The following is a 23,355-nucleotide window of genomic DNA, read 5'->3' on the forward strand; positions in this document are numbered from 1 at the left end:
ATCAATATAGGGCTATTTTCATTACATGGCAGACTTATCACGAGCTCAAGCAGCCAATGCTCCAGAGACTACACAGCCAGAGGACTACAGTTCTGATCCTTTTTATGGCTATGTTTCTAAGCATAAGTTTGCAGAGTTTAACCTTTGCACGATTACGCGGGACGAAAACACAAATGAGCCTGTAGTTGCAATGGATGCGACTAAGCCAACTATTAGAGCTTTTCTAACAGATGGTGATAGTACCTTCGAGAGCCAATGGCAAACGCCCTTTGAGAATTCAAATCCTGAGTTAAAAATGCCTATGTTAATGGCTGGCCTACAAACAGGGCAGACTGTTGCTTCAATTGGTGCTGTTGGTGGCGCTGTATTTGGTGAGTTTGCAAACGGATTAGGCAAGGCGATTCAACCCATTGCAGATTTTGCTAAACAAGTTGAAGGCAAAACCAACCTAAATAAGGTGAATACAACTCAAGTGTTTTTATCCACCGCCTCAGTACACCTTAATTTAAGTATTTTCTTTATTGCCCTTAAAGATGCACGAAAAGAAGTTGAAGAAAAAATTATGCATCTTCAGTCATGGTCATTACCGCAACGTTTATCGCAGGGCACGGTTTTGACTGATATGGCAAATCAAGGGGTGGAAGGACTTTTCTCGGGGATTATCCCGCCGTATTTATCACTTACAACGCACGGTAAAACATTTCTGCCATTTATCTTGCAAAGTGTTACAGCTCCGATTGTCGCTCCAATTGATCAAGACGGGAATCGGTTAAGCCTGACAGTAAATCTAAGCCTTATTAGCCGTACCGCTTGGGATGCCCAAGATGTTCGTAATTTATATACAGTAAATTAAGAGGATCATTATGTTAGTTTTTGACCCTATCCCCATTGGTGAAAATGCCTATCAGTTAAGTGAACTTATATTTAACGATGCTTTAAAAGTGTCAGCGATTGACTCTAGGTTAAATGAAAAACGTATTTCATCATTTCTAGGATATTCATTAGGCAATATGGCTTTGCCCCTGACGATGACAGTTCAAGAACGCTATTATTTGATGCTGAAGTATGTCCAGAAACAAACTAATACTCTATTTTCCAGCGAAGTAAACTTTGAAGATTGTTTTAAAACCGAAACAGTTTGGAATGAAGAAATTTCAGAGCTAGGAGTAACTGTCCGCCAGCTAAATGGGGCAGAGGCGGAATATCTGGAGTCAAAATGCGTTAATGCGGCGGAATGGATCGCTTGTTTACTTGCATTTCAAATTAAATATGAAAATCACGAGCATCTGGGCCTTTATCCTGATCGTTCCTTACCAATGAATGAATATATTGCCCAATTTTCAAAACGCCTGAATTATTTAAAGTCCCTCCCTCAAAGTGATTTCAATCTGATTTATCAGGACTACATTACTTTGAATAGCAAGCTTTTTACTCATGTTGAATTAAATGTGAACAACGATGGATTCGTAGTTCAAAGAGGTGCAGATGACGCGCCTCTACGATTTCGTCCCTCTACCTGTTTTATCGGAATCATCAAAGAGTTGGACAAGTCATTTACTTAGCACAGCTCAGAATCTCGCGGGCCATTGCAATATGTCCCTATTTGAGGCCCTTCAATTGCCTATCAGTTTTGAGGCTGATTATTACTTGTCTGATGCTTGGGAAGACAGAAAGAAGGAAATTGAACAAGATGTGCAAAAGTACAACACCTTTTTAAAACTGGGGAACGAGTTAATTAAAGGCTTAAATAATCTAGGTGGTAAACGATGAACACGACAAAAATACTTGGTGAAGCGATTGGCATCCAAAGCCAAGGCACCATAGATAAGACTGAGACACAAACAAATGTCGGACTGACCAGCGCCGTGATAGTGGGGCAGTTTATGCGTGGCCGCCTAGATCAGCTTATGGTGATCCATCAAGGTAATATCCGTGGTCAACTCGGGTATGACCCGCAGAACCCTTTTTACAATGCTGTACAAGATTGTTTAGATACAGGCGTGCCGAGTGTCAAAGTATTACGCGTTGGTGAAGTTAATCAAAGTATCCCAATTAGTTGTACAGGTGCACTAAATATCACAGATTGGATTGATATTAATGGCGATTGGGGTTTAGAGATTGAAGGAATACATATTAGTGGGCCAATCCCACTTCTAGAAATTGTAGATTTACTCAGAGCCAACAATTTTGAAGTAACAGTAGAAGAAGAATCTTTCGTACCCACTCCAATAATTGCGCTAAATGTCGATAACAATACAGCATATCGTGTAAGTATGAATGGCAATCCATTACTTAACCCTGCTACAGATATTAGTTCATTTAAAAACTTAGGAAAGTATCCAAATTTCACTGTTGATGGCACTACATCTTTTGATTTGTATATGGCGGTAGTAACGGCTTCTGGTGGTAAGGTAACAACTATAGGTTATCAAGATAGTCAAGCGCCACCAGACCATCCACTATATACAGAAGAACCAATTTTGGTTGTAGTTACTGAAGATTCAGAGGGTTTTAGTTTTGAATTTGAGGCCATTTCTGGAAATACTGATATCACTCAAAATGCTGTATATGAGCAAAAGCTCATTTCAGAGTCAACCTTTCCCGACGAGCCGCTAAATGGGACAATTCGCAGGGCTAATAATGTTGTTAGTTGCACTGTAAAAGCACCAGCACTGGCTAACAATCCTTATTATGCACAACTCACTTTAGAGCGAAATACAAATTACAATGTTGCTCCTAGTGCATACATAATTAAAGACTTCAATACGGGGCAAGAATTTACGCCTACACAGATTATACAAGCGAGTCCAGAAGCAGCATTATATGGTTTTGAAATTGGAGTGAAAGTATCTGAATTAGCAATAACTCAGACTCTATATTCGCTTACGAACCACACTGATCAATCGAAATTGATGGGTATCAAGGTTGATCCGCAGAATCAAGATTACCTAATTAATGGTTTAAGTGATCAATTAACCTATGATCCCTCTGATAACTTCTGGAAGGGACATATTCAGCCTTTTCCTTTAGATGAATTAAATCTTGAAGTCATAGGAGCTAGATTAACTGGCAATGTGACTGTATTTGGACGTGCTTACGCCCCCCGAGAGAAATTTCCTTTCAAAGCCATGCAGTTAACTATGCGTTATTTAAATGGGGCGGGGCAGCAAGACTATTCTACTGCATATATGGATGGCGCTAACAATGAGCAATACATTAGTTCTGAGACTGGAATATACCAAGTTGAAGCAAATTATCGCGGGGTGGAACAAAACCCATTCGATGTTGCACTTCACTGGGGACCACTCTCTCCGAGAACCAAAGTTTTCAATAAAACAATTGCTTACACCTTAGATGATTGGACAATTAAAACTATTGTCAACGGTTATACACAGTATCCTGAAATTATGGCGACTATTCCAGACTTACCAGAATTTTTCGCTTCGCTCTACACCCATATCGGATGGGATTACCAGTCAGATACATCGGTTGATTATCATGTCAGTGATAAAGTTCAAAGCTTAGGAAATTCGGCATTTGCGAATGTTCCACAATGTACATCAGTCACCTTCTTTAACAACACGCCAATCGAGATTGGAAGCAATGTTTTTGATAACGCGACCAATTATCCAATCTATGTTCCAGCGGTATCGGTAGACAATTATAAATCTGCGCCAGGTTGGTCTTCCTATGCTTCAAGAATCTTTGCAATAGTGGAATAGGAGAGATTAAATGCCTAAGATCAAAATCAAAAATCTCGATACAGAAATCAACCGCCGTATCAAACTGATCAAGACACCAACATCTATTATAGAACTTGGTGATCAAAGTGGTGCCTTGGTTGAATCTGATGATTATGTCGGTATCTGCTTATCACCAATCGAATCCCCAGCGATTAGCTGTGATGGGGCGGGAAATAGTGTGTGGTTTTACATGTTTCAACCTATTGGAAACACTGATAGTGACTCTGTTGAAATTTATATTGATGATGTTATCTGGCTTGAGAACACACTTGCACCGGCTTGGCTAGGATTTGGAGAGAATACTCCTCCAGTTATACCGCCAGATGGATTTCAACTGGTCGGAGCAGTGCAGTACCTAAACAATGATAGTCTCAATCATAAAATTCGTACAAAAGTTAAGGATGGACTATCTGCTAAAATTCTTATGAAAAGTGACTTCACGTATGCAACCATTGTTCAGGATAAAGAATATGGGGTCTGTTTGTCACCACAAGAGGCTAGCTTTACCTGCACACCTGAAAGTACAAGTGAACATGTGCAGTTCTCGAAAGTTAGATCAAGTTTTCCTTTAGCTACTTTTGTAAATGTGCCATTTAACGTTTATGAAAATGGTATTCAGATTGGTAGCAACTTGACCTTGAACAGTCTTAACGACATGGGACCAGTAGGCTTAACTTGTGTGTTTGGAAACATGGAACAGACTTTGATGACTGTTTACAACAATAGTCCTACCGTTCGCAGCGTAAGGCTTCAACCTGTAGAAAATTTTGTTGCTGATGTTGATGTTACTCAAGGAAACGGCATGGTTGACGAGGATTCTTTATGGTTATGCCTAGCCCCTGCACAAGTTTAAGCATCACGGAAATTTGATTGAAATCAAAGCCACCTTTCGAGGTGGTTTTTTTATTGGAACCATATCAAAGAGTAGTTTTACCAATAAATCAAAATAACTCTAAATAAAACATTGGTGAAATTGAAATGGCTGAGCCAGTTAGTAGTGGGGTGGGCGTTGCTGCATTAGTTAAGTTATATGGCCTTTTGATCATTTTATCCTTAGCAGCTTCGTTGGCGTATTTGATTGTAGTAATGACTCGGATGCCCAGAACACGCAAAGAATGGGTTGTCTCACTAGTTACTACATTAGTGGGAAGTATAGCGGGCGGTTCGTTAGTTGTTCAAAAGTTTGGACTACATGAATGGGCATTAAATTGGTTTGGTATGTGCGCGCTGGGCGGGATCATATTCTGTTGTGGTCTACCATTCTGGGCAATTGTTCGATGGACTTTCAATTACATAGAAAAGAAAGAAGGTTCAGACATTTTTGAAGTAGCTAATGACGTGCGTAATTCTGTGCAGGGGAAAGACAATGCTAATGACTGAAGCTGGTTTTAAAGTGCTTCGGGATAAGTTCGGTAAGCTTTCCCAAAGCCAAGTTGATGGTATTAATCATATAGTATCAGCAATGCACAATGATAAAGGTATTTCATACGCCCAAGCAGCATATGTTTTAGCTACTACCTGGCATGAAACTGCAAAAACTATGCAGCCCGTGATTGAATATGGGTCTGAAAAATATTTGAAGTCTAAAAGGTATTGGCCCTATATAGGCTATGGTTATGTTCAATTAACATGGCTAGCAAACTATAAAAGAATGGGCGATCTGTTAAAGATCAATCTAGTCGATGATCCAAAATTAGCGCTACAGCCTGATATTGCCGTAAATATTATGATCGCTGGTATGAAAAATGGGTTGTTTACTGGTATGAAATTAAGTGACTACATTCATCAAAGCAAAAAAGATTATGTAAATGCGCGCCGTATCATTAACGGTACCGATAAAGCTAAACTTGTCGCTGAATATGCAGAAACATTTGAGTATGCTTTGAGGCGTCCCTGACGTTCTTGTCTTTAACTGTAAACGCACGCTTCTTTCACTTCTAGTAAGCTCTTTAATTTTGTGCTTATTAAGTGGCTGTTCAGCTCATACGATCAATAACAATATACAAGTTGGAATATGTGTAAAAGCAATTTAAAAGGCCCTCAGATTGAGGGCCTTTGACTATTTAGTTGCTTTCAATGGTCTACACCAAGTCAGATAATCTGTTTTGTCTAAATTTCGACATTGTGATTTTTTATCTAATATGAAGTAAGTATTTTCCTCAATTTCTGAAAAGTAGTAGTAATTTTTTAAGTCTTCACCATAGCGCCAATAACCACCTGATCCTTCGTCAATTTTAGTAGGATGGAAAAAGAAAATATTACTTTCCTTGGGAATGTAATTTGTTTGATCGGTTGCCAAAAGCCAGAGGTTAGAAAAAGTATAAGTGAATAATCCAATTCCTAGGATTACAGCTAAAATGAGATAGAAGAATATTTTACTACTTTTCATAGAAATACAATGTTCCTTTACCAGTAATTGCTAAATTCAAGTTTGCCAAGGCATTGTTAGCATATTTTTCTGCTTCTGGACCTGATCCGTTATAAGCTTTAATAACTTTCTTTAATTGCTCTGTTGTCATGGCACCATTAAAACAATTGCCTAGCTCACGGTCTATCAAATATCTTAGATGAGCTGCTGCATAGTAAAGATCATTTCGCCAATCATCACCTGATACCCTAGTGTCAGTACTTAAACCAATTATATTTTTGACAATGGAAGAGGGAATAGGTGGGCGACAATATTTCTTCAATGAGTTTTGTACACCGTCAATAAGCGCTTTATCACTGACGTTAGCAATTCCCGAGGAACCTTTTGAAACTTTATCAGGAACGATAAAAATTACCTTATCAACGATATTGGCAGCGGTTGTAATTGTTCGTTCTGCAAATTGGGCCGATTTTCTCCATCCAGGTGCATTTGGATTGTTTTCATTCTGAAGAATCAAAGCCAGAAGAATATGTGGAATCTTATGATATTTGCAGGCATCTCGAACCCATTTTCTAATTTCTGAATCGTCTATGAATAAGCCAACGTCTTTATGAATGTTCATCCAATAAAGTTTAATTGGTGATTTAAATGGCTTGTTAAAGGAAGGGATCTTAGTTTCATCTATGTATGTAGCTGTTTCATTGCCAGTACATTCACACAGCACAATTGATTTAACTGATTTGTCAGTTTTAGGGGTGGTTGATGTCTGACTAGCATCACAATATTGTAAATTATCCATATTTTAATAATCGTAAGTAGCTTGTATTGAAAGAATTTCTGCTTGATCATTTGTGTTTACTAGGTGAGTAAAACCAAAATTATCCGTTGTCCCTGTTTCTGTTGTTCCATCAGCTCGAGTAATTAAATAATTAATATTTTTTAGGGGTTCTCCAGACTGAGATACTAGCTTAAATTTATCTTCAAAAATATTTGCTAGCTGAGACATGAGAGCACTTGTTGTAGAACTATTATCTGTATTAGAGCTTCCACCTCCATTGTCTTGAACAACTAAACTCTGCTTTGGTAGTAATTTACAGCCGCAAGAAAGGGAATCATTAACCCTTGCCGCCGCCTTACCAAAGATTTGCATATATGGATCGCCAGTAATGATTGTTGATACTGTTTTATGTTTAGGGCATGTTGCTTTATCACCAACACAGGCGATTGGTATGCCTTCAATCAAAAACATACTATTACCTGAAAGTACTTGCCCACCACCCGTTGTTGGACATCCAACCACAATATAAGGTGTTGCCATAATTTATTTTCCCTCTATCTATATTTTTTGTTTTGGCATGATAGCAATATGTATACAGAATATACTGTTTAGTTTTTTTATGACTAAGAATCAAAAGTGGATTCATGGATCGAAATAGGAAAAGCACTCAGGTGAAGGCTTTTCCAACTATATAAGTTTTCTAAGTTTTATAATCTCATCACTTAATTTTTTTATTGTGTCATCAATTTCTTTAGAGTAATCAATTTTTTGTACATTTTTTTCTCGCCCCATGATTTGATTGCAATAAAAATCTAATTTATCGCAAATTATGCGCATTTCAGTTTCTGATTTTATAGAATGATTATCACCATATTTAAGTTGCACTAATTGAGCTTGAAAATCATATAAGTCATTTAAATTTTGTTCTAAGGTTGTACCTACATCATCAATAGTCTTATCAAGCTCAGAAGTGTCTAACCCACTCTCAATATGAAGTTTATCACTTAAGAAACTTAAATCCCTAAAAACGTTCATAATTTTTTGTATTTTTTTGGTCTCAATTTTTGAAAACTTTAAACTATCAAAAGTCCCAGTTCCCAATTGCGCTCCCATGCAGTAATGTTGAAATCTACTGTAATCACCCTGTTCTCTACTTTTATGCCAAATTGAATGTAGGTCTTTCGTTTTTTCTAAAATTAATTCTAATAATTCACGAGTCTTTTTAAAGGTTTCTTGATTCCGCCAAGATAAAAAACCAATAATTGCCACGATTGGAGTAATAACATAGGCAGTTGTAGTAAGAATGGTATTTATTCCAACCATACTGAAGTTGCACTCTAATGACTTGCCCTGACAAACGACCATGTACTGGAAAAAACCACAGACTATTAAGACGATAATATATACAAGTAAATAGTATCCAATATATTTTTCAATTTCTTTCATTATTCACCCACTGTACCAATAACAGGTATAAGTCGAGGCCCAGCCAATCTAGCCTTTCCAATTATTTCTAAAAGCTCATCATAAGTTAATTCGAATTTATCTTCACTATCAAAAACATACTCGACATTTTTTCCTTCCAATTCTGGCGTTTTCTCAGGCACAAAACGCTTCGGGATAAGGATCCGTGCAAGTTGTTCGTTCGTTAATTTAAATAAATGCATGGGAGTTATCCTACTCGAAAGAGTTCTGACCAATTTGTTAAATAAGAAGGTGAGCGGCGATTCTGGTTCATTTGCCATATGGCTTGCGTGTCGTTACACAGGCCCAGTGAAACATGATCTTTACCGTATTTAGCTTTGATGGCTTCCATAGTCTGAGAAAGCTTTTCACGCTCATACCGATGCGTGTAATCAGTGAATAGATCAGGAACAAATTTAGATTTATGAATTAACTCGAGTAAAACGATACCAGCTTTTTTATATTTAAAGCCTGGCTTATAAATCTGATCAATTCCTTTCATGGCAGCACGCGTAATTTCAAGTAAATCATCTGTATATTCATGCATTTGAACAATGATATACGGTGAGTATTTTTCCTCTTTGTTGAATTTACCTGTTTGAATAAACACACCGACAAGTTTGCATAAAGACTCATCATTTCGCATTCTTTCAACGCCTCGAGTCACAAATAAACGGACAGACGATTTAATATCGTTCTTTTCATAAACTGGCTGACCATAAGACCGGCTACTGATGATTTGTTTTTTTGACGGAGAATCCAGTTCGATGTCGATACATGAAACGCCTTGGAGTTCGCGTACAGTTTTTTCCATCACAATGGAAAATGATTTTTTAATTTCCTTCGGATTTGACTCAACCAGATCCAACACAGACTTAATATTCATTAAGTTTAGTTTCTTACAGTTCTGTCGGCCTACGCCCCAGACTTCAGCTACGTCCACCTGCGCGAGTAATTGCTCTGCAGCACAGGGGTCCATCATTGCAAGATTGCAAACACCGTCAAAATACTTATTTTTCTTTGCAATATGATTTGCAATCTTCGCCTCTGTTTTTGAGCGGCCTAATCCAATGCAGCAGGGCAGTCCAAGCCATTGTTGAGCCTTCATGCGCATTTCCTGAGCGTATGCTGTCAGATCATAGTTTTTTGCGTAAGTTGTTAGATCAAGAAAGCATTCATCAATACTATAAATTTCCTGCTCACCAGGTGCCACATACTGACCAAGTAGGCTCATAAAACGGCGTGACATCTCAGCGTAGAGTGCGTAATTGCTTGAGAGCACCTGTACATCATATTTCTTAATAACATCTTCGATCTGGAAAACTGGAACACCCATGCGGATGCCTAAATTTTTTGCTTCTTGGCTTCTGGCCACGGCACAGCCATCGTTATTGCTGAGCACAATTGTGGGGCGGTCATTGAGGGATGGATTAAAAACACGTTCGCAAGAGACGTACATATTATTGACATCCACAAGCGCGAATATCCTGCTATTACTTTTCATGACTATTCTTCTTATTTTACGAGCGGTAATGCATACGCTTTAAGTTGAATGTCACGACACCCCATACAACGACAGTCTGGTTGTCTGCAGGGATGATGTGCTCATATGCTGGATTCTCAGCTTTAAGCCAGACTTTCGGCAACGGGTAGTTTTCGTCACCGAATATCTCTTTAATGTCATTCTTTGACATTTTCGCCGTGATCATGAGGCGCTTAATCGTTGAGTCTTTATTATCGATTAAAGCAACCACAATATCTTGATGTGCAGCTTCAATGCTGCGATCGATGATAATAGGGTCATCAACTTCTAAACCAGCACCAAGCATTGACTCGCTATCAACACGTGCTATGAAGGACGATATCGGGTTATGAATTAGATATTCATTTAAGTCGACTGTCGTAGCAACATCATCTTTAGTTGTGAAGGCTGGACCAGCTGGGATACGTTCTAAAGCAAAGGGGATAGATGCTTTAGATTTCGGAAGGATAGGGGTTAGACCGAGTTTATCGATTAGATCTGTTTGGAACGCGATTTGTTCAAGCAGGATATTAATTGTGGGACTAGGCTTCCCGTCTTGGCCCATGAGATTTTGAAGGCTCGACCAACCAAGATCAGAGAAGTAGATAGGCAACTTCTTAGACATTTTTAAACTCCTACGCTACAAGGCGTGTTTGGATTTACCTTTTTAGGATATGATTTTTATCCCTGAAAACACAAATTAAAAAAATCGTTTACGAACAGGTAGATGTCATAGATTGACGCCGCTTAGTGTGTATTTGGTCGGAAAATAAACTCTATGAAATAAATTAACAATGTAAATGGTTGAGTTTATAAAAAAAGACGTATTTTTTAAGGAATTAATTTACTAATATTTGGTCAAAAAGTATGACTAAGTTATTGATATTATACTTATCCACATAGTTATCTATAAGGCTTTTTTAATGGCTTTGTTGTGCTATGTCCTTGTGAATTCAATACTTTAAACATGAAATATAATTTACTAAAATGTCAAGGATTGATCTATTGTGAAAATTAAAATAAATTAAGGACATGGATGCATAAACTTAAGCACCATGACTAGTGGCAATAATTTGATCATGAATTTTTGATTGGAGAAATTGCTAAGGGCTACCCACCCGTTGATTACATCTTTGCAGGAGGACACCAACAAAGTGGGTAGAAATATAGATTGCGTTGCTAAGTAACGCAATGCACGTTTTTTGTTGGAAGCAAAAAATGTGCAGCTAAATAGAATTTAGCAATTCCTGTTTAGTAGTGTCATTATGGCATACTAACGGTATTATTAAATAATATTTTGCATTACAAGGCAATGCTCAAAATGAGGAATTTAAAATGACTTTTTTAAAAATTGCCATTTTAATCTTTTTTGAACTTGCAAATTTAATCGCAAATCTTGTTCAAGTGGTTGAATTTATAATTCGTTAATTATCTGAAAAATTTAGAAATACGATAGATCGTTTGCTTAGGCAGGCGGTCTTTTTAATTGTCCTTTAGGCGCTGCAGTGTATTCATCTGGTGGCATATCAACTAAAAATTCCCTTGCTTGATGATGATTGCATGTAAGCCAGTCTTTGCGACGTCCCTTTGGAATTACCACTATTGACCGCTTTTCGTCATCAGGGGCGTGGAACTGTTTCATAAATGGATGCATGTCAGCGTTTATTGTAAGCATGCTCATGGAAACGATTGGTTCTCCGTTTACAACTGCATATTCATAAATGCCCGCAACAGTGAAGGGCATATCATCCTGACGATAAATCCCGTACCAATGCGACTTGCCATCGATATATTTTGGTTCAAAAATCGTGTCTACAGGAATCAAGCAAAATTGATTTTTAGACCAGGCGTGGCGAAAGCTCGGCTTCGATGCAACTGTTTCAGATCTGGCGTTATATGTGTTGCGGACTTTCTTAATATCATCGGCCCAATTTGGTACCAGACCAAAGCGAGCGGATCTCCATTCAATGCCGTACTCGGTTGCAATTAAGATAGGGCCGTCATAGCCAGGATAAAGATCGGCTTTATAGTCGAATGTTGGCTCAAGTAGATTTAGTAACTGTGCTCGGCTTCTGGCAATCGGTTCATAGTTTGCACACATCTCAGGCTCTTTGTTATTGTCATCGATCCTATTAATATTACTCTAATGAAAGCTTCATAAAAAAGAAGAGCTTTAAGGGGCGTGTCCAGATTTGGGCGCACCCCCCATTTTTTTGCCTGAAATTTGAAGATTGATCTTTCAATTGTGGTTCACGATTAAATATAAAATTACACCTGATTCAAAAACTATAAATTTTAATGAAATGCAAATTTAAAACCAAGTGCAACAAAAGTGTATATGGTATTGTTAAATGTTTGAATATTAAATAAAATTAACGCCCTGAATAGGGCGCTTTTTTACGTATGTAAATTGAGTTTTTCAAATCAATGTTGATATATAATTAAAGAAATTAATAAATATTCTCTGATTCTACAGGTTAAATAACAAGGATTATGGCTTACATACCACCACATTTATTCTCAATGATTTGTAGAATTGCAGCTAACCAGACTTATTATTTTTTGCTTGATGAATGGGGGATGGAATTTAGAAATTCTTTATTTGAGCAAAGTACAATGGCTGATCTCGATATAGGTTTTGATACAGAAATTCTTTGCACAGAAGATCCAAAACAGAATCTATGCAAATATCAATTGTTTAAATATACAGACAGTTTAATTCAGAGTTTGAACAACGTTGAAAATTTATCTACTTGGCGGGTCTTTGGCGTCAATTGTATTGATACGTATGAAACACATTTTTTGAAGATGGCAAGCTTGGATATGGTTCATAATTTTGAAAAACCAGAGTTTTTTCCGCAGTATAAGACAAAAATTATAAAACTGATTAACATGCTTTTAACCAATAAATATGGTTATGAGTTAAGAAGTATTGATGAAAAATATATTAAATTGAACCAGAAACAGGGACTTTTCTACTGTCCAGATGACAAAAGTGAAGTGAATTGATATGACTTAATTTATATGATTATAAGCCCAGAAGCAAAACAGATCATTCCTGAGCATATGTTGGAAGAATTTGATTGTCAGGAACTAAATTATCAGTTCAAGATTAATTTTTTGTAAAATATGGTCTTTAACATAAAGACCATATTTATATTTCTTACCCAATATTTAATTCACTCTGAATTGAAATATTAGACGTTAATAACTTATGAATTGGGCAGCTTTCCGCGACTTTTAACAAACGTTTGTGCTGCTCTTCAGTAAATTCACCTTTTAGAGTAATTTTACGTTCAATATTATTTTGACCAGCCTCAGGTTCACCATTCGGATTTAAGGCTAAATCGACATGAACATGTTCAAGTTTAATGCCTTTGTGATTGGCATACATTTCTAAGGTAATGGTTGTACACGCACCTAAAGCGGAAAGTAACAGCTGAACTGGATTTGGTGCGGTATCTTGCCCACCTTTGTCTGTAGGTTCATCTGCATACCAGCTATGACCAGAAGCGTCTGTAAGCGTAACACGATAAGGTGTTGAAGTATTTTGAGCTTGAACTGTATGAGTCATATTCTACCTTGTTGTTTATCTTTAAGAATTTAAATCTAAATTTATCAATTGATCATGTTATTTCTCAAATCAATTGTCGAGTAGCGAATGGTCTTATGATAGGCGTTTTAAATAACAACTGTAACGCTTTTATTGTTGCATGGATGAAACATATCGTTTTATAAAGACTAGTGAATAAAAATACTTGATCTATACACTAATGGCTATATCAAACAAGGATACGAAAAATGCAATTTAAAACATTGAGCCTCGGTTTAGCAGTCGCGTTAGCAAGTTCAGTAACTTTGGCAGCGCCTGTAGATTATAAAATTGACCCAACGCATACAGCGACTGTGTTCAGCTGGAATCACTTTGGTTTTTCTACCCCAAGTGCAAACTTTACTGACATCCAGGGTGTAATCAAGGTTGATAATGCAAAACCTGCAAATTCATCAGTCGAAGTGACTATCCCTTTAAGCAGCGTAAATACCAATGTTCCTGCGTTAGACAAAGAATTTCAGGAAGAAGCATGGTTTAATGCTGCAAAATATCCAAACATTACCTTCAAAAGTACCAAAGTAGAAACCAAAGACAAAAAGCACTTTAAAATTACAGGTGATTTGACTGTTAAAGGTGTGACTAAGCCTGTGGTATTAGATGCTGTGCTTAATAAACAAGGCGAGCACCCAATGGCAAAAGTACCTGCAATTGGCTTTAATGCGACCACTAGCTTTAATCGCTCAGCATTTGGTATCGGCAATTATGTGCCAAACGTGGGTGACAAGATCACTGTAAATATTACAACTGAAGCAACTGCTGCAAAGTAATATCGAAATTTAATAAAAAAGCCTGAATGATCAGCTCATTCGGGCTTTTTTTATTTGCTTATTATTTATGTTTTATTTATTAATATACTAATATTTATTATTATCAGAATACTAATTTTTATGCAAACTCGTCACGTTTAACTGTGCTTTATCTTAGAGCGACGTTTGGATTGATAAATATAACGAATTGAATCGACCACTTCACCCACGAAAATACATTCTTCATCCAAGGGAATAATATTGGGTTTAAACTCTGGATTCAGCGCCTGTAAATATCTTGAATTATCGGTTTCGATCACCAGTTTTTTAAAGGTTGCATCTTCATGTTTTCTGACTACAATCATGTCACCCGACTGCATGTCACTATACTGGACTGTTGGATCCACCAGAATATAATCGCCTTCATGAAATACTGGATAATTACTTAAACCTTGAACTTTAAGGTAAAAGCATTCATCACAATCATCGGGTAGCGGGAGCCATTCTTCAACTTGAGTCATATCAACAGCTTGTACATTGGTAAAAATACCGGCTTGTACCCATGACAAGACAGGTGCCATCTTGGCCTGAACGGGCGAAATATTAATAGAGTGTTCAAGTTGTGTTGGATCTAGTTCAGCCTGACCTTCGCCTGTTTGTAACCAATAAGCATCTACCCCTAAAAATTTGGCAATAGAGGGTAGATGAGAAGACGAACTGACCAATCCTGTTTCTAGCTGACTTAAAGCAGATTGAGTAATCCCCACGGCTGCAACAACATCTTTTTGAGACTTCTTCGCTCTTTTTCTAGCTTCTTTGAGCCTATCTTTTAGCATTTCAATCGACCTCAAATTCATTGAATTCAGAATATTAGCAAACTAATGTGAAGTCAAATTAGTATTCTTATTGATTTAATATTAGTTTGCTAATATTATGGTCGTGTTATCTAAATTTCAATGTTGGAGGTAGAGTATGAGTAAGGCAATTAACCCAAACATGCATATCAAACAAAACTTAAATGCTGAAATTGAAGCTTGGCTGGCGAAAGGCAATGCAATCACGACGATTCAAAGTAAATTTCAAGCGCGAAGAGTGGAATACAGCAAAAAACTAAAAGCGATGCGACTGGAAGATGAGCAGAAACAACTAAAAAAACAAAAGCGTATCGAAAATCAGGCAACGGAACAACAAATCACAACGCTCAGCAGCTGGCTTAATGAACATAAGGGACGAGCCAAAGCTTTGGTCGAAGTTCTCGGTTGCGCTCATAGCTATATTTCTCAGATCAAGAGCTTTACCCGACCGTGTAGCAAGACTCGATTTGAAGAAATAAAGCAGGCTATGCAACGTGTGGAACAAGGAGAAAAATATCATTAAAGCGCATTTCAAAAGTTAATTAGGGCTGCGTTATGCAGTAAGTAAAGTCATTGCATGCGGAAGCAAGCATGAAAATGATGATTAAAATTGGCAGAAGATCTATCACTTTATGGACAACATAGATCAAGCCAAAAAAATAAATAATGAGATGAGGTGAAAAGATGAATGCAATGGTGACTAAGTTTGAAAAATTTGAGTGGTTAACACACGGTTTAACTGTACGTTCTTCAGGATTTAATCCCTATGTGCGTGGTACAGGTGAGCGTTTAAACTATCAGGATCGTTTGGGTGTAATTGCTGCGATGGATACACAGTTGGCGAAGTCTGTAACTGCGTTAATTGTATTTGAAAATAAAACAGCCAGTGATTATGAATATGTTCGTCAGCATTTGGCTGATATTTTTATTGCACAGGCCGTAAGAGATAAGAAGCGTGAACCAGAACGCATTGCAATGTATCACTTGGCCTGGTTGGTGGCACGAATGGTTTTAGACTTCGTTTTAGACCCTGATCTGGAAGAAAATTACACTGCGAAAGGGCGCTTGGCGTATGCAGGAATTCATCGTCATCAGCTCAATGTAGAGAGCTATAGAAAGACTTGGAAAGCTTATGAAAATCTGATGGTTAAAACACTTGAAGTAGCAATTGAAGAAGCTGAAGTTGTGATTGAACAATATCGAAAAAACACTTACAAAAATATGCATAACTAAGGATTCCATTATTTCGGAAAGCACGCTATAGTTTTATTATACTGGTCGTATTAAAGATTAAATATGACAAAACTTAAAAGCTCATCAACAGATGGGCTTTTTTGTTGCCTAAAGAAAACTCGGTACCGTAATGGAGACCGAGTTTTTTTATATCTAAAACCTGAAAAAGGTTTGAAATTTATAAAGAATTTGAGGTGATTGAAGATGAATAGTATTAACAATACAAATAATTTTCCGTATTTAGATCAAGGCGTAACGCATTTTTCTCCTGCCTATATTGTTCCATCTAGCATGAAAATGACGCCAGATGCGGTTGGTGTGACCTTGATGGAATCTAACCCGTATCTAGGTTCATTAAATGTTATTGATGATATGCAGGAGCCCACATTGACTTACGATGATTATCAGTTAATTGAGTCACGAAATATGCTTATTGTGACGGAGGCCAAGTTTATACCAGATATTACTGCATTCCGTCCTGCAAACATGCAAGGAGTGATCGAGCCTCTACAGGCAAATCGTGACTATAAAATTATGATGGGTGAGCAGGCTGAAACCCTGATTCTTTTTAAGAATGCTCATGATCATGTCACGCTCAGTATCGAAGGTAAACGAGTTGCGATGTTTAGTAGTACATCGTTGCCGATCACCCTGAATGATTTTAATAAAATCGAAAATCTAGTGATTCGAGTAACAGCAAACGCTGTACAGTTGTTAAAAATCAATGATAAGACCGTTCATGCACAGACCTATCAGTTAGATAAGAATTTTGATCATGTGTTGCTGGAAGCCACTGAGTTGCCTTATGACCTTTCGAATGTATTTATCCAGTTGGGATGGGCTAATCAACTGACCAATGCGCCATTTTTATCTGCCTATTTTCAGGCATGTCAGGGTAAATTTTCGTTGAGCAACTCGAATGCACCACATCATGCTTTTATGATTGCTGGACTTGCGCATCAACCAGAAAAAAAGCGGATTGCTGATCAGGTTAAACACGGATTCGTTATTTACAGTTTGTTTGTAGATGAGAGGTTCACGGTGATATTAGGGGATTATGGCAGCATGGATAACGTCACCTTTATGCAAGATGAGCCTTCTTTAAATCCAGTTGTCACTTTTGAAATCACAGGAAAGCATTCCATGAATGTTTATATCGATGAAAAACTGGTCGGGAGTTGGGTTTCAAGTCATGGATTGGAATTACCAGAATTTTATCAAGTCATTGCACTGGATGGGCTGACTCAACTGGATTTTGATTTAAGAGAAGCATATGCAGCAATTGGAGAAGAGGTCTGTGCTGTAAATACAAACAATGCAAAAACTTATGACTCAGTGCATAAATACAAGATTTCGCCTAAGCGAATGAGAACAGGCCACTATTTACCTTTTTATCATTCGCAGCATTTGCCGCTTTATCCACTGTGATTTATTAAATGAGTCGGCCTCCCAAAAGGGAGGTTTTTTTATAGATAAAACATTTGATGTGATAGGGAGTGAATAACCAGAGTGATGACTGCAATAAGAATAAGTCGGCTGCTTTATAAAATTATCGTATTTAAATAATGCCCTGTATTTCTCAGGGCTTTTCTTTTTGGAGGAGGAAAATGGTAGACCTCGTTTCAGCGGGTGCAGATATTGCAGCCGCAATAAAATCCTATGGTGTGTTTTTTATTGTCTTGATGGCACTGACCTTCATGCTTTTGGCCTGGATTGTTGTTGTGATGACACGGTTGCCAAAATCTAGGCGGGAGTGGGTGGTTTCATTAATTTCTACTTCGGTTGGCAGTATTGCTGGCGGTGGTTTTGTGATTCAGCATTTTGACTTGCAAGACTGGAGTAAGAATATGTTTGGCGCATTTGCCCTCGGTGGCTTGTATTTTCTTTGCGGCTTACCTGTGTGGGCACTCATTCGCTGGACTTTTAACTATATCAATGCAAGAGAGGATTCAACGATTCTAGACGTTGCAAGAGAAGTGAAAGACTTTAAAGACAAATTCTAACGACATAATTCAATCAACTACCGCCTCAGGGCGGTTTTTTTATTTTTATAAGGAAAAAATCATGACAATAATTCAAAACGGTTTCGATATTTTACGTGAAGCTTTTGGAAAACTTACTCAGCCTCAAGTCGATGGAATTAATTTTCTTGTTTCTGTTTTAGAGGAACATCAGGAGCTGAGTCTGGCACAAGCGGCCTATATTTTGGCAACGGCTTGGCATGAAACAGCGAAAACCATGCAACCTGTCATCGAGTACGGTTCTGAAAAATATCTGAAATCTAAACAATATTATCCTTATATCGGATATGGCTATGTGCAGCTCACATGGTTGTCCAACTATAAGCGTATGGGCGATTACTTAAAAATTGATTTAGTCAAAAATCCAAAACTTGCTTTACAGGCTGACGTTGCGGCACGGGTCATGATTGTTGGCATGAAAAAGGGCATGTTTACAGGTAAAAGACTTTCTGACTACATTAATCAGTGTAAAAAGGATTTTGTGGGCGCACGTTACATTGTCAATGGAACAGATAAAGCTGAACTCATTGCAGGCTATGCTGAAATCTTTGAAAAGGCTTTAGAAGCTTCTGAGGAGCTTGTTTGTCATTAAATGACTGCATTCAATGTATTCATTCTTTGAATTTTATTCATAAAGATAAGTACTCAGCTTTAACTAAGGCTGAGCGCTAAACCTGTTATGCAGTCGCATTAAATGCTTCTGCATAAACCACATCACCGTGAGGCATTTTTTCGCTGAAAGAAAGCGTCTGGAAATATTCTGCGGGAACACCTTGTAAAACAAGTTCTGGCTTCGCTTTAAAGCCGAAGCGGGCATAATATTCTGGATCGCCGAGTAGAACACAGCCAGCAGCCTTTAATGTTTTCAGCTTTTCTAAACCTATATGGATCAGTTGAGAGCCAACCCCTTGATTTTGAAATTCAGGTTGTACAGAAACAGGCCCTAATCCGTACCAGTCAGTTGTACCATCCGAGATGGAAACAGGGGAAAACGCAATATGCCCAATGATTTGGCCTTCATATTCAGCGACTAGCGATACGGTTAATTGTTGAGAGTCGCGTAAAGCATTGACAATAAATTGCTCTGTATGACTCGAATATTCTATATCTTTGAAAGCCGCTTGAGTGAGTTCAAAAATATTGGGAATGTCAGATGGTTGTTCATTTCGAATAGATATATTCATTATGATCTCTTGCTGATTTTAGTACCAAATTCTTCAGCTTTGTTTGAGCTGGATTAATTTGGTAATTGCTACAAAATAGCTTAAAGGGAATAGTTAAAAAATCAATAAGCTGCTACAGCTATAAGGTTTCAGAAAGTGTTTTATTTTTTAGAATGTTTTTCTTTGAGATGTAAATAAGCGGGGATCGATTTCTTGGCCTGTCGACGTAGCATCATTTTAATGTAAAGTACAATCGCGAAGCAGGCGGTCGCAACCGTCAGCATCAGACCATTCATATAACTCATGATTGAGCTAACATAACCTATCGTGGCTAAGCGGCGTTGCATTCGTTCAACCTGAGTACTGGATTCAACACCGGTAATCGCCCAGGTACATAAGTGTTCACAGTTATTGATGATTAAATGATAGTGATTTTCATGCATGCGTGAGCGCATACGCCGTACCACTGCTTTAGCTTTATAGCGCGGAGACGGGTAATGTCGCGTATAGATTGGTTTGCCACGTGCGAAACGCTGGATTGAAGTCATTTCGATCGGATGCTTTTTAAAAATATGAGCAAAACCAGAATAATGAATGACCCGACCGCGACCCGCATAGATCCCGTGATGGCTATAACCAAAGTGTTTGACGATCAGATGGGCGCCAAGGGAGAAATGTTGATGTTTGTGCTGCATGTTGATACAAGATTATTGTATTTACTTCCTTATTTTACTCAAAAACAGTGAACCAATCGAGTCTATTTCTCAGCCCAACCCAAGGAATATGTGTCTGGATTGTATCTGCTGTTTTCTCCCTATAAAAAGTTATGGGAAAATTGAGTAAGGAATTTGCTTTAAGAAATATGAATGATGAAAAAATGGTGCTTAGCAGTCTGTACTTTTGCTTTTATGCCAATGGCTTATGCGATGCAACATCAAACAATCACCGTTGATAAGGTGAACTATGATGTGATTCAAGTTGAGCATTTAAACCAGCTAAAATTATTTTTAAAAAATCCCAATACGGGACGTTATTATCAGAAGTTCTCTAATATCCAGAAAGCACTGCCAGCTTGTAAGCAATTAAGTTTTGCCATGAATGCAGGCATGTATCATGCCAATTTTCAGCCCGTGGGTTTATATATCGAGCAAGGTAAGGAAACGACAAAATTAAATCAGGCTAAAGGTTTTGGTAATTTCTTTATGCAGCCGAATGGTGTGGTCGCGTGGAATGAGCAGCGTGCAATAATCAACACAACGGCTGATTATAAGGAGAGTGGTTTTAATGCTAAATTTGCAACACAATCCGGGCCGATGCTGCTCTATAAGGGCAAGATCAATCGCCAGTTCATTCCTGATTCAAATTCTTTAAAGATCAGAAATGGTGTCGGGGTTAAAGATAATCAGCTTTACTTTGTGATTTCACAGCAGCGGGTAAGTTTTTATCAATTTGCCCAATTCTTTAAGCAACAACTAAAAGTAGATAATGCACTATATCTGGATGGTTCAATTTCAAGTTTATATGTAGCGCAAAATAAACGTCACGATAAAGCCTTTAATTTAGGTCCAATCGTTGCGGAAGTGGTGGATAAAGCGGGATGTCAGTGAGACTCGAGCCTAACCTCCTGATGTAAAGAGGTTAGGCCAAGTTTATTTCTTATTGGATCGGAGGTTTGATCAGCGCAAGTAATTCTTTGCGGCTGTAGCCTCGAGAAATCAGTACTTTCTTAATGCCTTTAATGACATCTTCATCTGTTGCTTTGACTAAAGCATCGAGTAGCTGTTCATTGGTTTTGCAAGAACAATCGTTTTCAACGCAAGAAGTCTGATTCTTGTGTTCGTTATATTGTTCGTCTGCATTGAACAATTTTTGCCAAAAACTCATAGAGCCTTCATTTACAACCTAACATAGCTCGAAATATAGCCACTTTAAAATAAAATACAAGTCAGCTTAAGTGATAAAAGCAGCAGTTGAACCTCAATTTTTTCGATAACTCTTCTCATCTCAAACGAAATTATGACGGTATGATGACTTGACCTTTGAAAATTATCACTTTTTTATCAATATACTTTGAGCAAAAATAAAGGGTTATTGAAACCCTTTATTAATTATTGTTACGTTGAAATAATTTGTTTAAATCTTTTCAAGTAAAACGCCTGACTCAACATGATGAGTAAAAGGGAACTGATCGAACATTGCGAACTTCACAATTCGATGGGTTTGGGTCAGTGTGTTGAGGTTGTCATGTAAGGTATCTGGATTACATGAGATATAGAGAATACGCTCGAATCCTTGTAGAAGTTTCAGCGTTTCATCATCAATTCCTGCTCGTGGCGGATCGACGAAAACCGTGTCAAAGTCATAGCTTTGAATGTCGATATTGGCTTCTTGCAAGCGTCTAAATTTACGTTCGCCCTGATAAGCCTGAGTAAATTCTTCCGCCGATAAACGTGCAACCTGAATATTTTCAATCTGGTTCTGCTCAATATTCCATTGCGCTGCATAGACCGAAGATTTTGCCAGCTCAGTGGCAAGGACACGTTTAAACTTCAAAGACAATGGCAGGGTAAAGTTGCCGTTACCACAATACAATTCTAAAAGATCTTTTTGAGATCCTTGTGCGGCATCACAAGCCCACTCCAACATATGCTGGCACACTTGCGCATTGGGTTGGGTAAAACTACTTTCAATTTGTTTATATTTAAAAGTACGGCCATGAACATTCAACTGTTCAACCACATAGTCTTCGCCAATAATAACTTTTTGACCACGGCTACGGCCCATAATTTTAATATTCAGCTTTTCAGCTAACGCTTTAGCCGCTGTTTCCCATTCTTCATCCAGTTTACGATGATAAATCAGCGTAACCAGCATTTCTCCGCTTAATGTAGCAAGAAAGTCCGCTTCAAAAATACGTTGCGATAAAACAGGGACTGCTTTTAATTCTTTTAACAGACGAGGCATCAAGTCATTAATACTTTGATCCGCGATAGGAAACTCATCCACACGAACAACGTCTTTTTGCTTACCATCTTCAGCACGTTCAAACATGGCATAGAACATATCGTCTTCTGTATGCCAGATACGAAATTCGGCACGCATACGGAAATGTTGTTCTGGTGATTGAAACACTTCTAAAGCTGGTGGATTGAACGGAGCAAACTGTGCGGTGATTCGTTCAACTTTCTCTTGAAGTTGCTGCTGGTAAGATACGGTCATAAACAAGAAAACTATAGGTGAAATCTAAACAGGAATGGTATCAAAAAAAGTGCTACAAGGTGCAGGGAAATTATCAAATTTGCTTATTTGTAAGATGGTTTCTGATTCAGAACATTTTCAATAAATATCGATTTAAGCTCACGATATTGTTGTGGTGAGAAACCTGAACATCTTTGTTTGAGCTGATTGTATTGCTGGACTAAGTCTGGATGATGTCGCAATTGATCTCGGAAGGTGAGAAAGTTTTTAAATTCTGAGCCAGTCACAACGATTTGCAATGCGATATCATGTTCTGAGGATTCAAGCATACACAGCTCATGTGTGCGTAAAGTATCAAGTTTCTCCTTAAAATCAAGTTGTTTAAGCTGTTCAATGGTCTGCAAAAAATCTTTTGCTGATACTTCGATATAAATATCTAAATCACCTTTTGAAATCGCATTGGGAATAGCGGAGGAACCGATATGTTCAATCACGGCAAAAGGGATAAGCTGCTCGATCTTGTTTTTATAATCTTTGAAAAGCCGAGCGCAATTCGGCTGATATTCTGTGGACAAAAAGAACTGCATTAAAAGCGTCTCATTTTATTCTTGATGTTATGTACTTCAAAATAATAAAAAACCCGAACCATGTA

The 23,355-nt window shown here is 37.8% G+C and carries 28 protein-coding genes and 1 pseudogene; 14 read left to right on the plus strand and 15 right to left on the minus strand.

Annotated elements, in window-relative coordinates; genetic code table 11:
• Positions 1-25 precede the first annotated feature (25 nt).
• The 6 genes from AWW72_RS07560 (at position 26) to AWW72_RS07585 (ending at position 5,640) form a co-directional block, all read left to right on the plus strand.
• The gene (locus AWW72_RS07560; RefSeq protein WP_062846946.1) at positions 26-853 is read left to right on the plus strand and encodes a hypothetical protein; all 828 of its coding nucleotides are present in this window, start codon (positions 26-28) and stop codon (positions 851-853) included.
• Between the two features lie 10 nt (positions 854-863).
• A complete protein-coding gene (locus AWW72_RS07565) occupies positions 864-1,562 on the plus strand; it encodes a hypothetical protein (protein ID WP_062846947.1) in 699 nt (232 codons plus the stop codon).
• A gap of 204 nt (positions 1,563-1,766) precedes the next feature.
• Positions 1,767-3,722 carry a hypothetical protein gene (locus AWW72_RS19635; protein ID WP_249409157.1) on the plus strand — a complete coding sequence of 652 codons (1,956 nt, stop codon included), beginning with the start codon at positions 1,767-1,769 and terminating at the stop codon, positions 3,720-3,722.
• 10 nt (positions 3,723-3,732) lie between these two features.
• Positions 3,733-4,596 carry a hypothetical protein gene (locus AWW72_RS07575; RefSeq protein ID WP_062846948.1) on the plus strand — a complete coding sequence of 288 codons (864 nt, stop codon included), beginning with the start codon at positions 3,733-3,735 and terminating at the stop codon, positions 4,594-4,596.
• Positions 4,597-4,721: 125 nt separating this feature from the next.
• On the plus strand, positions 4,722-5,123 hold the full coding sequence (locus AWW72_RS07580; RefSeq protein WP_062846949.1) for a hypothetical protein: 402 nt from the start codon (positions 4,722-4,724) through the stop codon (positions 5,121-5,123).
• Positions 5,110-5,640 (plus strand): hypothetical protein, encoded by a 531-nt coding sequence (locus AWW72_RS07585; protein ID WP_062846950.1) that lies wholly within the window; start codon positions 5,110-5,112, stop codon positions 5,638-5,640. Before AWW72_RS07580 ends, AWW72_RS07585 begins: the two co-directional genes overlap by 14 nt.
• A gap of 162 nt (positions 5,641-5,802) precedes the next feature.
• Here AWW72_RS07585 and AWW72_RS07590 read toward each other — a convergent pair whose 3' ends face one another.
• The 8 genes from AWW72_RS07590 to AWW72_RS07625 form a co-directional block, all read right to left on the minus strand.
• Complete coding sequence (locus AWW72_RS07590) at positions 5,803-6,132, minus strand: hypothetical protein (protein WP_062846951.1); 330 nt, start codon at positions 6,130-6,132, stop codon at positions 5,803-5,805.
• Positions 6,122-6,910 carry a hypothetical protein gene (locus AWW72_RS07595; protein ID WP_062846952.1) on the minus strand — a complete coding sequence of 263 codons (789 nt, stop codon included), beginning with the start codon at positions 6,908-6,910 and terminating at the stop codon, positions 6,122-6,124. Before AWW72_RS07595 ends, AWW72_RS07590 begins: the two co-directional genes overlap by 11 nt.
• Positions 6,911-6,913: 3 nt before the next feature.
• On the minus strand, positions 6,914-7,429 hold the full coding sequence (locus AWW72_RS07600; RefSeq protein WP_062846953.1) for a PAAR domain-containing protein: 516 nt from the start codon (positions 7,427-7,429) through the stop codon (positions 6,914-6,916).
• 147 nt (positions 7,430-7,576) lie between these two features.
• Positions 7,577-8,335 carry a hypothetical protein gene (locus AWW72_RS07605; protein ID WP_062846954.1) on the minus strand — a complete coding sequence of 253 codons (759 nt, stop codon included), beginning with the start codon at positions 8,333-8,335 and terminating at the stop codon, positions 7,577-7,579.
• Positions 8,335-8,556, minus strand: coding sequence for a hypothetical protein (locus AWW72_RS07610; protein ID WP_062846955.1), 222 nt, complete (start codon positions 8,554-8,556; stop codon positions 8,335-8,337). The genes AWW72_RS07605 and AWW72_RS07610 overlap by 1 nt, the downstream gene beginning before the upstream one ends.
• A 5-nt stretch (positions 8,557-8,561) precedes the next feature.
• On the minus strand, positions 8,562-9,857 hold the full coding sequence (locus tag AWW72_RS07615) for a Y-family DNA polymerase (RefSeq protein WP_062846956.1): 1,296 nt from the start codon (positions 9,855-9,857) through the stop codon (positions 8,562-8,564).
• Between the two features lie 16 nt (positions 9,858-9,873).
• Entirely contained in the window at positions 9,874-10,500 is a 627-nt protein-coding gene (locus tag AWW72_RS07620) for a LexA family protein (protein WP_062846957.1), read from the minus strand.
• A gap of 840 nt (positions 10,501-11,340) precedes the next feature.
• The gene (locus AWW72_RS07625; protein WP_062846958.1) at positions 11,341-11,976 is read right to left on the minus strand and encodes an SOS response-associated peptidase; all 636 of its coding nucleotides are present in this window, start codon (positions 11,974-11,976) and stop codon (positions 11,341-11,343) included.
• A 392-nt stretch (positions 11,977-12,368) separates the two neighbouring features.
• On the opposite strand from AWW72_RS07625, the pseudogene AWW72_RS07630 reads away from it, so the two are divergent.
• Positions 12,369-13,001, plus strand: a pseudogene (locus tag AWW72_RS07630) (hypothetical protein).
• A gap of 37 nt (positions 13,002-13,038) precedes the next feature.
• Here AWW72_RS07630 and AWW72_RS07635 read toward each other — a convergent pair.
• Positions 13,039-13,449 carry an OsmC family protein gene (locus tag AWW72_RS07635; protein WP_062846959.1) on the minus strand — a complete coding sequence of 137 codons (411 nt, stop codon included), beginning with the start codon at positions 13,447-13,449 and terminating at the stop codon, positions 13,039-13,041.
• Positions 13,450-13,676: 227 nt separating this feature from the next.
• On the opposite strand from AWW72_RS07635, the gene AWW72_RS07640 reads away from it, so the two are divergent.
• Positions 13,677-14,255, plus strand: coding sequence for a YceI family protein (locus tag AWW72_RS07640; RefSeq protein WP_004771813.1), 579 nt, complete (start codon positions 13,677-13,679; stop codon positions 14,253-14,255).
• A 137-nt stretch (positions 14,256-14,392) separates the two neighbouring features.
• Here AWW72_RS07640 and AWW72_RS07645 read toward each other — a convergent pair whose 3' ends face one another.
• A complete protein-coding gene (locus AWW72_RS07645; protein ID WP_062846960.1) occupies positions 14,393-15,070 on the minus strand; it encodes a LexA family protein in 678 nt (225 codons plus the stop codon).
• 136 nt (positions 15,071-15,206) lie between these two features.
• On the opposite strand from AWW72_RS07645, the gene AWW72_RS07650 reads away from it, so the two are divergent.
• The 5 genes from AWW72_RS07650 (at position 15,207) to AWW72_RS07670 (ending at position 18,934) form a co-directional block, all read left to right on the plus strand.
• Positions 15,207-15,611, plus strand: a complete 405-nt coding sequence (locus AWW72_RS07650; RefSeq protein ID WP_062846961.1) for a hypothetical protein — start codon at positions 15,207-15,209, stop codon at positions 15,609-15,611.
• Positions 15,612-15,772: 161 nt separating this feature from the next.
• Positions 15,773-16,321 (plus strand): hypothetical protein, encoded by a 549-nt coding sequence (locus tag AWW72_RS07655; protein WP_062846962.1) that lies wholly within the window; start codon positions 15,773-15,775, stop codon positions 16,319-16,321.
• Positions 16,322-16,525: 204 nt separating this feature from the next.
• Positions 16,526-17,749: a hypothetical protein gene (locus AWW72_RS07660; RefSeq protein WP_062846963.1), complete on the plus strand. Its 1,224-nt coding sequence runs from the start codon at positions 16,526-16,528 to the stop codon at positions 17,747-17,749.
• 179 nt (positions 17,750-17,928) lie between these two features.
• Positions 17,929-18,324 carry a hypothetical protein gene (locus tag AWW72_RS07665; RefSeq protein ID WP_062846964.1) on the plus strand — a complete coding sequence of 132 codons (396 nt, stop codon included), beginning with the start codon at positions 17,929-17,931 and terminating at the stop codon, positions 18,322-18,324.
• Between the two features lie 61 nt (positions 18,325-18,385).
• Positions 18,386-18,934, plus strand: coding sequence for a hypothetical protein (locus AWW72_RS07670; protein ID WP_062846965.1), 549 nt, complete (start codon positions 18,386-18,388; stop codon positions 18,932-18,934).
• Positions 18,935-19,019: 85 nt separating this feature from the next.
• Here the strand turns inward: AWW72_RS07670 and AWW72_RS07675 are convergent, their stop codons facing one another.
• Both AWW72_RS07675 and AWW72_RS07680 read right to left on the minus strand, forming a co-directional pair.
• Positions 19,020-19,526, minus strand: coding sequence for a GNAT family N-acetyltransferase (locus AWW72_RS07675; protein ID WP_062846966.1), 507 nt, complete (start codon positions 19,524-19,526; stop codon positions 19,020-19,022).
• A 140-nt stretch (positions 19,527-19,666) separates the two neighbouring features.
• Positions 19,667-20,200, minus strand: coding sequence for a lecithin retinol acyltransferase family protein (locus AWW72_RS07680; protein WP_005257156.1), 534 nt, complete (start codon positions 20,198-20,200; stop codon positions 19,667-19,669).
• A gap of 171 nt (positions 20,201-20,371) precedes the next feature.
• On the opposite strand from AWW72_RS07680, the gene AWW72_RS07685 reads away from it, so the two are divergent.
• Positions 20,372-21,112 carry a phosphodiester glycosidase family protein gene (locus AWW72_RS07685; RefSeq protein WP_062846967.1) on the plus strand — a complete coding sequence of 247 codons (741 nt, stop codon included), beginning with the start codon at positions 20,372-20,374 and terminating at the stop codon, positions 21,110-21,112.
• 49 nt (positions 21,113-21,161) lie between these two features.
• Here the strand turns inward: AWW72_RS07685 and AWW72_RS07690 are convergent, their stop codons facing one another.
• The 3 genes from AWW72_RS07690 to AWW72_RS07700 all read right to left on the minus strand — a co-directional run bounded on the left by AWW72_RS07690 (position 21,162) and on the right by AWW72_RS07700 (position 23,290).
• The gene (locus tag AWW72_RS07690; RefSeq protein WP_004771827.1) at positions 21,162-21,389 is read right to left on the minus strand and encodes a hypothetical protein; all 228 of its coding nucleotides are present in this window, start codon (positions 21,387-21,389) and stop codon (positions 21,162-21,164) included.
• 249 nt (positions 21,390-21,638) lie between these two features.
• Entirely contained in the window at positions 21,639-22,724 is a 1,086-nt protein-coding gene (trmA, locus tag AWW72_RS07695) for a tRNA (uridine(54)-C5)-methyltransferase TrmA (RefSeq protein ID WP_062846968.1), read from the minus strand.
• A gap of 83 nt (positions 22,725-22,807) precedes the next feature.
• A complete protein-coding gene (locus AWW72_RS07700) occupies positions 22,808-23,290 on the minus strand; it encodes a GrpB family protein (RefSeq protein ID WP_062846969.1) in 483 nt (160 codons plus the stop codon).
• Positions 23,291-23,355 lie beyond the last annotated feature (65 nt).

This window comes from Acinetobacter sp. NRRL B-65365 (assembly GCF_001605865.1).
GTDB lineage: Bacteria > Pseudomonadota > Gammaproteobacteria > Pseudomonadales > Moraxellaceae > Acinetobacter > Acinetobacter vivianii.